Genomic DNA, 12,848 nt, shown 5'->3' on the forward strand with positions numbered 1-12,848 from the left:
CCGTGCCTGGTCCCCCGGCCCTGTCCCCATCGTCGCCGCCCACCCGCAAGCGCCGCGCGGCCTCCTCGGCCCGCGCCCGGGGGCCCGCCCGGGGCCCCCGGCGGACGCCCCCGCAGGACTCGGTGGGCGACGTGGTCCGCTGGGCGGCGTTCAGCTGCGTCCTGGTTCCGGTCGTCCTTGTGGGGTACGGGACCTCCCTGGCGGGGGCGGGCGGCGCCGCGCTGGGCCTGGCGGCCGTCACCGGGGTCTGCCGGGTGCTGCTGCGGCAGTCCGAGCGGGGCGCCGCGCGGCAGCTCGCGGAACAGAACGGCGGGCACCGCGGACGGCACGGCAGGACGGGCACAGGGGCGCACCGGGGCGTGCGGTACGGCTCCGAGAACGCGCCGGTCGACTGACCGATTCGCGCGCACGCGCCCGTAGCTTTTCAGCCAACTTCCGAGGGCCGGGCATTCCTTGGCCGAACGGGCCCTCAACCCCGGTCCAACCAGGACTGAAAGGTGCCCCGGGACCCTGCGCACCCTACGGGGACCGGCCATGGAGCAGAGGCGCACTTCCCTGTCGGGCACACGAGTGCAACGCTTCGTGATCGAATGCTTCACGCCAAGTTGCCATGTCGACAATCTGCCGGGTGCTGAACTGGTCACTCCGGCAGCACGGGACACAGTAGATTCGATCTTGACTGTATTACGGCGGGGGACTGGTGGAGGACCGAGGGGAAACGTGCAGGAGCGACAGGCCCAGCAAGCACGTCAAGCACGTAGAAAACGTCAAGCACGGCAAGCACGGCAGGAACAGGGAGCCGCTACGACCGAGGGGGGTTTAGCACCATGAGTCACGACTCCACTGCCGCGCCGGAGAACACGGCTCGCAAGCTCTCCGGGCGCCGCCGCCGGGAGATCGTATCGGTGCTGCTCTTCAGCGGTGGTCCCATTTTCGAGAGTTCCATACCGCTCTCCGTCTTCGGCATCGACCGGCAGGACGCCGGTGTCCCCCGCTACCGGCTGCTGGTGTGCGCCGGCGAGGACGGACCGCTGCGGACCACCGGCGGGCTCGAACTCACCGCGCCGCACGGCCTGGAGGCGATCGGCAGGGCGGGCACGGTTGTCGTACCGGCCTGGCGGTCGATCACGTCGCCGCCACCGCCGGAGGCGCTGGACGCACTGCGCCGCGCGCACGAGGAAGGCGCCCGCATCGTCGGGCTCTGCACCGGCGCGTTCGTGCTCGCCGCCGCGGGCCTGCTCGACGGCCGGCCCGCGACCACCCACTGGATGTACGCGCCGACGCTCGCCAAGCGCTACCCGTCCGTCCACGTGGACCCGCGCGAGCTGTTCGTCGACGACGGGGACGTCCTGACGAGCGCCGGCACCGCGGCCGGAATCGATCTCTGTCTGCACATCGTGCGCACGGACCACGGCAATGAGGCGGCGGGCGCGCTCGCCCGCAGGCTCGTGGTGCCGCCGCGCCGCGCCGGCGGTCAGGAGCGCTACCTCGACAGGTCTTTACCCGAGGAGATCGGCGCCGACCCGCTCGCCGAGGTCGTCGCCTGGGCCCTTGAGCACCTCCACGAGCAGTTCGACGTGGAGACGCTGGCCGCGCGCGCCTACATGAGCAGGCGGACCTTCGACCGCAGGTTCCGCTCGCTCACCGGAAGCGCTCCCCTCCAGTGGCTGATCACCCAGCGGGTGCTCCAGGCGCAGCGGCTGCTCGAAACCTCCGACTACTCCGTCGACGAGGTCGCGGGCCGCTGCGGCTTCCGCTCGCCGGTCGCACTGCGGGGCCACTTCCGGCGCCAGCTCGGCTCCTCCCCCGCCGCCTACCGGGCCGCCTACCGCGCCCGCAGGCCGCAGGGCGAGCGCGCGCTGGAGTCCGCCCCGGCGTCGTCGCAGGCCATGCCCGCGCTGGTGGAGGCGGGCCCGGTGCCGACGCAGACGCGCCGTACGGCGGCCGCGGGCGCGCTCAGCCCCTCGGCCTCCCTGCCCGCCGAGCCCGGCAAGCCGAACTCGGACGTGTACGCGCCGGGCCGTACTCCCCTGCCCGGTCAGAGGAGCGCGCCGTAGGGTTGGACGCATGAACGACCGCATGGTGTGGATCGACTGCGAGATGACCGGGCTCTCGTTGACGGACGACGCACTTATCGAGGTGGCCGCACTGGTCACCGACTCGGAACTGAACGTGCTCGGCGAAGGTGTGGACATCGTGATCCGCCCGCCGGACGCGGCGCTGGAGACCATGCCCGAGGTGGTGCGCGCGATGCACACCGCCTCGGGGCTCCTGGACGAGCTGGCCGGCGGCACCACGCTGGCCGACGCCGAGGAGCAGGTCCTGGCGTACGTACGCGAGCACGTCAAGGAGCCGCGGAAGGCTCCCTTGTGCGGAAACTCGGTCGGCACCGACCGCGGCTTCCTGCTGCGGGACATGGCGACGCTGGAGGAGTACCTCCACTACCGGATCGTCGATGTCTCCTCCATCAAGGAGCTCGCCCGGCGCTGGTACCCCCGGGCCTACTTCAACAGCCCGGACAAGAACGGCAACCACCGCGCGCTCGCCGACATCCGCGAGTCCATCGCCGAGCTGCGCTACTACCGCGAGGCGATCTTCGTCCCGCAGCCCGGACCGGACTCCGACACCGCGAAGTCGATCGCGGCCAAGCACGTACTGGCCGCGGAGTAACCTCCGCGGACTCCCCTCGTACGGGGTCCGGAGAAAGGTGTGCGCGAGCACCCCTTCGGACCCTGTACACTTTTTCTCGGCCGGTCGGAAGAAAGACAAACGACCGGACATGGTGGGTGTAGCTCAGTTGGTAGAGCACCTGGTTGTGGTCCAGGTGGCCGCGGGTTCAAGTCCCGTCACTCACCCTGAAGGAAGGGCCCCGGTTCGAGAGAACCGGGGCCCTTCCCGCATTCCCGGGCGCCGACGGGCCGTCAGGACGAGTCCCGCTCCACCAGCTCCGTAGGCAGCACCAGCTGCCTCCGCTCCAGGCGGCGCGCGGCCGCCGGGCGGTTGTCCGCGATCTCCGCGAGGAGCAGGTCGATCATGGCTCGGCCCATCTCCTCGATCGGCTGGCGGACGCTGGTGAGCGGCGGGTCCATGTGGCGGGCGATGGCCGAGTCGTCGAAGCCGACCAGCGCCACGTCGTCGGGTATGCGGCGGCCCGCCTCCCGCAGCACCTGCCGGGCGCCCGCCGCCATCACGTCGGAGCCCGCGAAGACCGCGTCCACCTCGGGGCACGTCTCAAGCAGCTCCCGCATCGCGCGGCGGCCGCCCTCCTCCGTGAAGTCGCCCGGCACGATCAGCCGCTCGTCGACGGGGCGGCCCGCGTCCCGCAGCGCGGCGCGGTAGCCGTCCAGGCGGCGCCGGGCTCCGTACACCTCCAGGCGGCCGGTGATGGTGGCTATGGAGGTGCGGCCCCGGGACAGCAGGTGCTCCACCGCCGAGCACGCCCCGGCGAAGTTGTCGGAGTCCACGGAGGGCAGCGCCTCCTCGGCCGAGCGGCGGCCGCTGATCACCGACGGGATCTCCAGCTGGCTCAGCAGGTCCGGCAGCGGGTCGTCGGCGTGCACGGAGACCAGCAGTACGCCGTCGACGCGGTGGGCGGCGAGGTACTGGGCCAGGCGCTGGCGCCGCTGGTCGTTGCCCGCGAAGATCAGCAGCAGCTGCATCTCGGTCTCGCTGAGCTGGGCGCCCACCCCGCGCAGCACGTCGGAGAAGTACGGCTCGGCGAAGAACCGGGTCTCCGGTTCGGGCACGACCAGGGCGATCGCGTCCGTGCGGTTGGCGGCGAGGGCGCGGGCCGCGGTGTTGGGGACGTAGCCCAGTTCGGCCACGGCGGCCTCCACGGCCGTCCGGGTGGCCGCGCTGACCCTCGGCGAGCCGTTGATCACGCGGGACACCGTCCCCCGGCCCACTCCCGCCCGTGCGGCGACCTCCTCCAGAGTCGGCCGTCCGCCGCCGCGGCCGCGCGCTGCGTGACCTGCCATTGTCCGCCTCCCGTCACCCGTCCCCCGGCCAGGAATGTAACAGCCTGATCTTTTCCGGGTGCCCGGCCGGGGTCGCCGGGCGTCCCGTAACAGCCCGATAACCGAAGACGTGACTCCCTGCCGGGTCCCTTGACACCCCCGCCCTCAGCCACAAGTCTTCAACCCATCACCCGTGGGAGCGCTCCCACACTACCCTGTACGTACACATCCCGCACGTTCCCCGCCCGAGCCGCAGAGTGAACCAGCGGGCCCAGAAGCGCAGTTGGCCGGGGGGTCGGCACGTCAGGCAACAGGAGGACGTCATGCACAGGAGTTCCCGCCGGACCCGCAGGCTCGTGACCTACGCGGCCGTGACCGCGCTGGCCACGAGCCTGCTGGCCGCTTGTTCGAGCGACGACGACAGCGGCTCAGCGGGCGGCGACGGCAAGATCACGCTCAATGTGGGCACGTTCGGCGTGCTGGGCCTCAAGCAGGCAGGTCTGTACGAGGAGTACGAGAACGCCCACCCGGACATCCGTATCAAAGAGAACGTCATCGAGCGGAACGACGCCTATTACCCGAAGCTCCTCACCCAGCTCCAGTCCGGCGCCGGGGTCAACGACGTCGCGGCCATAGAGGTCAGCAACATCACCGAGGTCGTCAAGACCCAGGGCGCCAAGTTCGAGGATCTGGGCAAGGCCGAGGGCGTGCGGAAGTCGACGTACCTCGACTGGAAGTGGAAGCAGGCCACCACCGAGGACGGCAAGACCATCGGCCTCGGCGTCGACATCGGCCCGACCGCGCTCTGCTACCGCAAGGACCTCTTCGCGAAGGCCGGGCTGCCCACCGACCGCGAGAAGCTCGCGAAGGAGTGGGCGGGCGACTGGGACAAGTACGTCGCGATGGGCGAGAAGTACATGGACAAGGCGCCGAAGGGCACCAAGTTCGTCGACTCCGCCTCCAGCGTCTACAACGCCGTCTTCGCGGGCGCCACCGAGCGCTACTACGACAAGAGCGGCGAGCAGATCTACGAGGAGAGCCAGGGCCGCAAGGACGCCTGGGACGCGGCGATGAAGGTCGCGCGGGGCGACATGTCCGCCAAGCTCAAGCAGTTCGACCCGACGTGGGACCAGGGCTTCGCCAACGGCAGGTTCGCCACCGTGGCCTGCCCGGCCTGGATGGCCGGTTACATCCAGGAGAAGACGGGACCGGGCGGCAAGGGCAAGTGGGACATGGCCAAGGCGCCGACGGACGGCAACTGGGGCGGCACGTTCCTCGGCGTGCCGAGCGCGGGCAAGCACAAGAAGGAGGCGACCGAGCTCGCCGTCTGGCTGACGCAGCCCGAGCAGCTCGCGAAGGTCTTCGCCAAGCAGGCGAGCTTCCCCTCCACCCCGTCGGTCTACGACACGCTGAAGCCGTCGCCGGCGACCAAGGCGTACTTCAGTGACGCCCCCATCACGGAGATCTTCGCCGGCATCGCGAAGAACACCCCCGCGGCCGTGTACGGCATCAAGGACGCCCAGATCGGCCAGTCCATCGCGGACATCGGTGTGCTCCAGGTGGAGCAGCAGGGCAAGTCCCCTCAGGAGGGCTGGAGCGCCGCCCAGAAGGAGATCAAGGATGTTCTGGGACAGTGACGCCCATGTCCGAGACCGCTGAGTACGCCGAGACCGCGTCCCCCGGCAAGGGGGACGCGGCCCCGGCCGCGTCCGGGAGCCACAAGGCCTCCCCCACGTCCTCGTGGCGCAGCCGCCTGTACCGCTGGGACATCAAGGCGTCGCCGTACGTCTTCGTCGCGCCCTTCTTCCTCTTCTTCGGCGCCTTCGGCCTCTTCCCGCTCCTGTACACCGGGTGGGCCTCGCTGCACCGCCTGGAGCTGACCAACCTCGACGACAGCACCTGGCTCGGCCTGGAGAACTACACCAACCTCCTCCAGAGCGACTACTTCTGGAACGCGCTCGGCAACACCTTCACCATCGGCGTCATCTCCACCGTCCCCCAGCTGGCCATGGCGCTCGGCATCGCGCACCTGCTCAACTACAAGCTGCGCGGCTCCACCCTGTGGCGGGTCGCGATGCTCGCCCCGTACGCCACCTCGGTGGCGAGCGCCTCGCTGGTCTTCACGCTGCTCTTCGCGTGGGACGGCGGCATGGTCAACTGGCTGATCGGGTCGGTGGGCGTCGAGCCCGTCAACTGGCGTGAGTCGTCCTGGGGTTCGCAGTTCGCGGTGTCATCCATCGTCATCTGGCGGTGGACCGGGTACAACGCGCTGATCTACCTGGCGGCGATGCAGGCCGTGCCGCACGACCTGTACGAGTCGGCCGCGCTGGACGGCGCCTCGCGCTGGCAGCAGTTCCGGCACGTGACGATCCCGATGCTGCGGCCGACCATCCTGTTCACGGTCGTCGTCTCGACCATCGGCGCGACCCAGCTCTTCGGTGAGCCGCTGCTGTTCGGCGGCACGGCCGGGTCCAAGGGCGGCGCGGACCACCAGTTCCAGACGCTGGGGCTGTATCTGTACGACCAGGGCTGGATCAACGGCCACCTGGGCCGGGCGTCCGCGGTCGCCTGGCTGATGCTCGTACTCCTGCTGATCATCGCCGCGGTCAACCTGCTGATCGCCCGACGCCTGAGGAAGGACCGATGAAGTCCCGCACCCTGGGCCGCACGTCCCGCCCCATGGGCCGGGGGGCCGGCCGCACGATGCACGCGGGGCCGCTGACCTACCTCGTCCTCGCGCTGTTCACCGCCGTCTCGCTGGCCCCGCTGATCTGGACGGCGGTCGCGGCCTCCCGCACCAGCGGGCGGCTCGCCCAGACGCCGCCGCCGCTGTGGTTCGGCGGGAACCTCTTCAAGAACCTCGAACGGGCCTGGACCGAGGCGAGCCTCGGTGACGCGATGCTCAACACCACCATCGTGGCGGGCAGCGTCACCATCGGCACCGTGCTGTTCTCCACGATCGCCGGGTTCGCCTTCGCCAAGCTGAAGTTCCGGTTCAGCGGGGCGCTGCTCCTGCTCACCATCGGCACGATGATGGTGCCGCCGCAGCTGAGCGTCGTACCCCTGTATCTGTGGGTCGCCGACCTCCAGTGGACCAACCAGCTCCAAGCCGTGATCCTGCCGACGTTCGTCAGCGCCTTCGGTGTCTTCTTCATGCGGCAGTACTTGCTTCAGGCGCTGCCGAGCGAACTCATCGAGGCGGCGCGGATGGACGGGGCGAGCAGCCTGCGCGTCATCTGGCACGTGGTGTTCCCGGCGGCGCGGCCCGCGATGGCCGTGCTCGGCCTGCTGACGTTCGTCATGGCCTGGAACGACTTCCTGTGGCCGATCATCGCGCTGAACCAGTCGAACCCCACGGTGCAGGTGGCGCTCAACTCCCTCGGCACCGGCTACATCCCGGACCGGGCGGTAATCATGGCGGGCGCGCTGCTCGGCACGCTGCCGCTGCTGCTCGCGTTCATCCTGTTCGGCAAGCAGATCGTGAGCGGCATCATGCAGGGCGCGGTCAAGGGCTGAACTCCCCGGGAGCCTCCGGGCTCCCGGGCTTCCCCCGCCCTCACCTCCACTCCGCCTTCCCCCGTACCCCTTTCCTCTCTCCCGTGGGAGCGCTTCCATGTCTGAATCCCTCACCTTTCCCGCCGGTTTCCTCTGGGGCGCCGCCACCTCCGCGTACCAGATCGAGGGCGCCGTGCGTGAGGACGGCCGCACCCCCTCCATCTGGGACACCTTCAGCCATACGCCGGGGCGCACGGTCGGCGGTGACACGGGTGACGTCGCCGTCGAGCACTACCACCGCTACCGCGACGACGTGGCGCTCATGGCCGAGCTGGGCCTGAACGCCTACCGGTTCTCCGTCTCCTGGTCGCGGGTGCAGCCCACCGGGCGCGGCCCCGCCGTCCAGCGCGGCCTGGACTTCTACCGGCGCCTGGTCGACGAGCTGCTGGCCAAGGGCATCGCGCCCGCCGTGACGCTCTACCACTGGGACCTGCCTCAGGAGCTGGAGGACGCGGGCGGCTGGCCGGCGCGCGAGACGGCGTACCGCTTCGCCGAGTACGCGGGCTTCGTCGCCGAGGCGCTGGGCGACCGCGTCGAGTCCTGGATCACGCTCAACGAACCGTGGTGCAGCGCCTTCCTCGGTTACGGCTCCGGAGTGCACGCCCCCGGCCGCACCGACCCCGCGGCCGCCCTCCACGCCGCGCATCACCTGAACCTCGCGCACGGGCTCGGCACCCAGGCGCTGCGTGCCGCCCTGCCGGCCCGCGCCCGTGTCGCGGTGAGCCTCAACTCCGCGGTGGTCAGGGCGGTCTCCGACTCCGCGCGGGACGGGGACGCCCGGCGGCGCATCGACAACCTCGCCAACGGCGTCTTCCACGGCCCGATGCTGTACGGCGCCTACCCGGCGGACCTGCCGGCGGACACCGCGCGGGTCACCGACTGGTCCTGCGTCCGGGACGGTGACCTGGCCGCCATCCACCAGCCGCTGGACGCGCTGGGGCTCAACTACTACACGCCCGCGCTGGTGTCGGCCGCCCCGGACGGCTCGGGGAGCTCCCGCGCCGACGGGCACGGCGCCAGCGAGCACTCGCCCTGGCCCGGCTCCGAGGACGTCGCCTTCCACCAGACGCCGGGTGAGCGCACCGCGATGGGCTGGACCGTCGACCCGACGGGGCTGCACGAGCTGATCATGCGGTACACGCGGGAGGCGCCGGGGCTGCCGCTGTACATCACGGAGAACGGCGCGGCGTGCGACGACAAGCCCGATCCGGACGGCCGCGTGCACGATCCGGAGCGCATCGCCTACCTCCACGGCCACCTGGCCGCCGTCCGCCGCGCGATCACCGACGGCGCCGACGTCCGCGGCTACTACCTCTGGTCACTGCTGGACAACTTCGAATGGGCGTACGGCTACAGCAAGCGTTTCGGTGCGGTTTACGTCGACTACGAGACGCAGGCCCGCGTCCCGAAGTCCAGCGCCCATTGGTACGCGACGGTCGCCGACGGGGGTGTGCTGCCGCGGGAGCTGGTGCTGGACTGAGGTGAGGGGCGGGTGGCTGGGTGGTTTCCGCTGCGGGCCGGTGGCGGCTGGTCGCGCAGTTCCCCGCGCCCCTTTCAGGGGCGGGAGCTGAGCGCCCCGTCAGGGGCGCGGGGAACTGCGCAAGCAACCACAACGCACCCGCACCCGACCCCGCCGCGCCCGGCCCCACCCCCTAAGGGGCGCGGGGAACTGCGCGACCAGCCACGACGCACCCGCAGCGAAAGGACCACGCCCCCTCAGCCGCGCCCACGCCCCCGCCCCCGCCGCCGCCCCACCACGCCCCCACGGCCACGCTCATCGCCACCCCGCTGAAGCCACACCCGGACCTCCGCCCCGCCCAGCACCGAGCTGCCGACCCGCACATCGCCGCCCGTCGATTCCGCCAGGCGGCGGACGATGTCCAGGCCGAGCCCCGTGGAGCCGTCCTCCCCCGAACCCGCGCCCCGCGCGAGCGCCGCCTCGGGGTCGGCGATCCCCGGCCCGGCGTCGGAGACGAGGACGATCACCGCGTCCTCGCCACTGTGCACGTCCACCGAGAACGCCGTGCCCTCACGCGTGTGCCGGAAGACATTGCCGAGCAGCGCGTCGACCGCGGCGACCAGTTCGCCCCGGGCCACCGGGATGCGCACGGGCCGCTCCACCCCGGCCACCCGCGCCTTGCGCCCCTCGTCCTCCGCGAGCGCCGACCAGAAGGCCATCCGCTCCCGGATCACCTCGGCGGCGTCGCAGCCCGCGCCGGAGCCGGCCGCCGCCCCGGTCCGCGGCTTGGCCTCCCGCGCCGTGCGGATGATCGTGTCGACCTCGCGCTCCAGCGTCTCGACGGCCGTACGGGTCTGCTCGGCCGCCGGGCCGTCGCCGAGCGAGGCCGCGTTCAGCCGCAGCACGGTCAGCGGCGTGCGCAGGCGGTGGGAGAGGTCGGCCGCCAGCTCCCGTTCGCCTGCGAGGAGTTGGACGACCTGGTCGGCCATGGAGTTGAACGCGACCGCCGCCAGCCGCAGTTCGGTCGGCCCCTCCTCCGGCACGCGCGCCCCGAGCTTCCCCTCCCCGAGGTCGTGCGCGGCGGCCGCCAGCCGTTTCGCCGACTGCACCATGCGTACGCCGAGCCGGTCCGCGACCGCCACCGAGCCGATGACGAGCGCGACGCCGACGCCCGTGAGGACCAGCCACGCCGTGGTCACGCCGTTGCTGACCTCGGCCTCGGGAACGTAGATCTCCACGACCGCCGTCCCGGAGCTGAGCGCGGTCGGCTGGAGGACCACGAAGCCGCCGGGCACCCCGGTGGTCCTGGCCCGGCCCTCCTCGCGGGTGGCCGCCACGGCCCGCGCGTCGGCCCTCGGGTCGCCGACCTCGAAGGCGGGGGCGTCGCCGATGGCCGGTACGTGGACGGCCATCCGCCCGTCGCCGCCCGCCTCGGACGTGGCGACGGCCCGGGTCAGCTCCTCACGGTCGGTGGTGATGGAGAGCGTGGGGCCCATACCCGCGGCGTGGCGCTCCGCGTTCGAGAGGGCGCGGTCCCTGGCCATCTCCTTGACGACGAGGCCGAGGGGCACCGCGAAGGCCACCACGACCATCGTCGTGACGGCCAGGCAGACCTTGACGAGGGCCCACCTCACAGCGGCGCATCCGCCGCCGGCGGCTCCAGCTTCACGCCGACGCCGCGCAGGGTGTGCAGGTAGCGGGGCCTCGCCGCGGTCTCGCCCAGCTTCCGCCGCAGCCAGGACAGGTGGACGTCGATGGTCTGGTCGTCGCCGTAGCTCTGCTGCCACACCTCGGCGAGGAGGTCCCTGCGCGGGACGACGACGCCGGGCCGCCCGGCCAGGAAGGCGAGCAGGTCGAACTCACGGCGGGTCAGGTCGAGCCGCGCCCCGTCCAGCTCGGCCTGGCGGCGCAGCGGGTCGATGCGGAGCCCGCCGACCTGGAGGACGTCGCTCGGCGGTGCCTCACCGGCCGTGCCGCGCGCGCGGCGCAGCACGGCGGCCATCCTCGCCGACAGGTGTTCGACCGAGAACGGTTTGGTGAGGTAGTCGTCGGCGCCGTCGTTGAGGAGCCGGACGATCTCCGCCTCGTCGTCCCGCGCGGTGGCGATGATCACGGGGACGTCCGTGATGCCGCGCAGCATCTTCAGCGCCTCCGCCCCGTCGAGGTCGGGCAGGCCGAGATCCAGGATCACCACGTCGAACCGGAGATGGGCGACCTCCCGCAGCGCCTCCAGGGCCGTGCCGACGCTGCGCACGGTGTGCGAGGCGTCGGTCAGGTGCCGGATGAGGGCGGAGCGCACGAACTGGTCGTCCTCGACGACGAGCACACTTGCCATGGGCGGCACCGTACGCCATACGGAGGAACGCGGTCCTCGCGGGACAACGCCGCGCCGCGTGGTGCAGTATGGCCCGCGATGCGCAGAGGACTCGTACACGCAATCGCATGGTCGCTGGCCACGGGCGCGGCGGTCACGCTGTCGTGGTGGGGCGTCCACACGGTGCTGACGGGCACTGCCTACGACCCGCCGCGCGCCCTGCCGCTCACGGCCGACGGCGGCGGCTCGGACCGCGCGGAGGCGCTGTCGTCCTCGACGCACCGCCCCGACCCGTCACCCGACCCGTCACCGGCCAAGAAGTCACCGCCGCCCCGTGAGCCCACGGACACCTCACGAACCCCGAAATCCCCCGATCCGTCCAAGACCCGCACCAAAGCGACGCAGGGTGACGCACCCCCGCCCACCAGTTCGAGAACGGGAACGGTGAAGAGCTACAGCACCAAGGGCGGCCGGGTCGTCCTCGACCTCGGCGAGCGCTCCGCGAGCCTGGTCTCGGCGACCCCGGCGGCGGGCTGGTCGGTGCAGACGTGGAAGCAGGACACGTGGATCCGCGTGGAGTTCACCTCGGACACGGACCGACTGACGGTCTTCTGCACCTGGCACGACACCGCGCCCCGGGTCGAGATCAATACGTACTGACGCGCGGCGTCACCGGAAGACGGACGGCGGCGGCGCCGGCGAGGCGACCGCGCCGGCGTCCGTCACGACGGGAGCCCCGCCGCTGAAGTCCCGCAGCCCGCGCCCGTGTTCGACCCTGGCGGGGTGTGGGTCGCTCGCGCTGCGCCTGGTCAGCTCGGCGACGGGCAGCGCCCGGTCGCAGCCGAGGAGCACGGCGTTGCCGAATCGCTTGCCGCGCAGCACGGCGGGGTCGGCGACGAGCGCGAGTTCGGGGAAGAGCGCGGCGGCGGTGGCGAGCTGGCCGCGCAGATGTGCGAGCGGCGGCCCGTCGGCGAGGTTGGCGGCGTAGTACCCGCCGGGGGCCAGGACCCGGCGTACGTCGGTGAGGAATTCCGTGCTGGTGAGGTGCGCGGGGGTGCGGGCCCCGCTGAAGACGTCGGCTATGACGAGGTCCGCCCAGCCGTCGGCGATCTTCGTGAGGCCTTCGCGGGCGTCGGTGCCGCGCACCCGCACACGGGCCTGCGGGTCGAGCGGCAGCTCGCGCCGGACGAGCTGGATGAGCGCGGTGTCGCGCTCGACGATCTGCTGGGTGGAGCGGGGCCGGGTGGCCGCTATGTACCGGGCGAGGGTGAAGGCACCGCCGCCGAGGTGCACCGCGCGTATCGGCTTGCCCACGGGCGCGACGAGGTCGGCGATGTGGCCGATCCTGCGTTGGTACTCGAAGTCGAGGTACGCGGGGTCGTCGAGGTCCACGTGGGACTGCGGGGCACCGTCCAGGAGCAGCGTCCAGGCCCGCGGCCGGTCCCGGTCCGGTATGAGTTCGGCGAGCCCGCCGTCCACCTTCTCGACGACGGCCTCGGTCGCCGCTTCCCGGGCCCGCCTGTTCCTTGCCATCAGGCCATTATCGGCGTACGCGGAGGAAGCG

General features: G+C 71.8%; 12 protein-coding genes and 1 tRNA gene. 9 read left to right on the forward strand and 4 right to left on the reverse strand.

The window, feature by feature from the left end:
- Positions 1–2: 2 nt before the first annotated feature.
- The 4 genes from ACOBQB_RS23070 to ACOBQB_RS23085 all read left to right on the forward strand — a co-directional run bounded on the left by ACOBQB_RS23070 (position 3) and on the right by ACOBQB_RS23085 (position 2,855).
- Positions 3–395, forward strand: coding sequence for a hypothetical protein (locus tag ACOBQB_RS23070; RefSeq protein ID WP_423594044.1), 393 nt, complete (start codon positions 3–5; stop codon positions 393–395).
- Between the two features lie 432 nt (positions 396–827).
- Complete coding sequence (locus tag ACOBQB_RS23075; RefSeq protein ID WP_423594045.1) at positions 828–2,057, forward strand: GlxA family transcriptional regulator; 1,230 nt, start codon at positions 828–830, stop codon at positions 2,055–2,057.
- A gap of 10 nt (positions 2,058–2,067) precedes the next feature.
- The gene (gene orn, locus ACOBQB_RS23080) at positions 2,068–2,670 is read left to right on the forward strand and encodes an oligoribonuclease (RefSeq protein ID WP_205034441.1); all 603 of its coding nucleotides are present in this window, start codon (positions 2,068–2,070) and stop codon (positions 2,668–2,670) included.
- A gap of 112 nt (positions 2,671–2,782) precedes the next feature.
- Positions 2,783–2,855, forward strand: a tRNA-His gene (locus ACOBQB_RS23085).
- Positions 2,856–2,921: 66 nt separating this feature from the next.
- Here the strand turns inward: ACOBQB_RS23085 and ACOBQB_RS23090 are convergent.
- Positions 2,922–3,977 (reverse strand): LacI family DNA-binding transcriptional regulator, encoded by a 1,056-nt coding sequence (locus tag ACOBQB_RS23090; RefSeq protein ID WP_423594046.1) that lies wholly within the window; start codon positions 3,975–3,977, stop codon positions 2,922–2,924.
- A gap of 302 nt (positions 3,978–4,279) precedes the next feature.
- On the opposite strand from ACOBQB_RS23090, the gene ACOBQB_RS23095 reads away from it, so the two are divergent.
- The 4 genes from ACOBQB_RS23095 (at position 4,280) to ACOBQB_RS23110 (ending at position 8,991) form a co-directional block, all read left to right on the forward strand.
- On the forward strand, positions 4,280–5,593 hold the full coding sequence (locus ACOBQB_RS23095) for an ABC transporter substrate-binding protein (RefSeq protein WP_423594047.1): 1,314 nt from the start codon (positions 4,280–4,282) through the stop codon (positions 5,591–5,593).
- A gap of 5 nt (positions 5,594–5,598) precedes the next feature.
- A complete protein-coding gene (locus ACOBQB_RS23100) occupies positions 5,599–6,603 on the forward strand; it encodes a carbohydrate ABC transporter permease (RefSeq protein ID WP_423594048.1) in 1,005 nt (334 codons plus the stop codon).
- Positions 6,600–7,472: a carbohydrate ABC transporter permease gene (locus ACOBQB_RS23105; protein ID WP_423594049.1), complete on the forward strand. Its 873-nt coding sequence runs from the start codon at positions 6,600–6,602 to the stop codon at positions 7,470–7,472. Before ACOBQB_RS23100 ends, ACOBQB_RS23105 begins: the two co-directional genes overlap by 4 nt.
- A 97-nt stretch (positions 7,473–7,569) precedes the next feature.
- A complete protein-coding gene (locus ACOBQB_RS23110; RefSeq protein WP_423594050.1) occupies positions 7,570–8,991 on the forward strand; it encodes a GH1 family beta-glucosidase in 1,422 nt (473 codons plus the stop codon).
- A 236-nt stretch (positions 8,992–9,227) separates the two neighbouring features.
- On the opposite strand, the gene ACOBQB_RS23115 is transcribed toward ACOBQB_RS23110, so the two are convergent.
- A complete protein-coding gene (locus ACOBQB_RS23115; RefSeq protein WP_423594051.1) occupies positions 9,228–10,604 on the reverse strand; it encodes a sensor histidine kinase in 1,377 nt (458 codons plus the stop codon).
- Positions 10,601–11,305 carry a response regulator transcription factor gene (locus ACOBQB_RS23120; protein ID WP_423594052.1) on the reverse strand — a complete coding sequence of 235 codons (705 nt, stop codon included), beginning with the start codon at positions 11,303–11,305 and terminating at the stop codon, positions 10,601–10,603. Before ACOBQB_RS23120 ends, ACOBQB_RS23115 begins: the two co-directional genes overlap by 4 nt.
- 78 nt (positions 11,306–11,383) lie before the next feature.
- Here ACOBQB_RS23120 and ACOBQB_RS23125 point away from each other — a divergent pair, with 78 nt between their 5' ends.
- Positions 11,384–11,944, forward strand: coding sequence for a hypothetical protein (locus tag ACOBQB_RS23125; protein WP_423594053.1), 561 nt, complete (start codon positions 11,384–11,386; stop codon positions 11,942–11,944).
- A gap of 9 nt (positions 11,945–11,953) precedes the next feature.
- Here the strand turns inward: ACOBQB_RS23125 and ACOBQB_RS23130 are convergent, their stop codons facing one another.
- Positions 11,954–12,817 (reverse strand): spermidine synthase, encoded by an 864-nt coding sequence (locus ACOBQB_RS23130; RefSeq protein ID WP_423594054.1) that lies wholly within the window; start codon positions 12,815–12,817, stop codon positions 11,954–11,956.
- Positions 12,818–12,848: the final 31 nt, after the last annotated feature.

Source organism: Streptomyces sp. G5(2025), from assembly GCF_049542075.1.
In the GTDB taxonomy this organism is placed as follows: Bacteria; Actinomycetota; Actinomycetes; order Streptomycetales; family Streptomycetaceae; genus Streptomyces.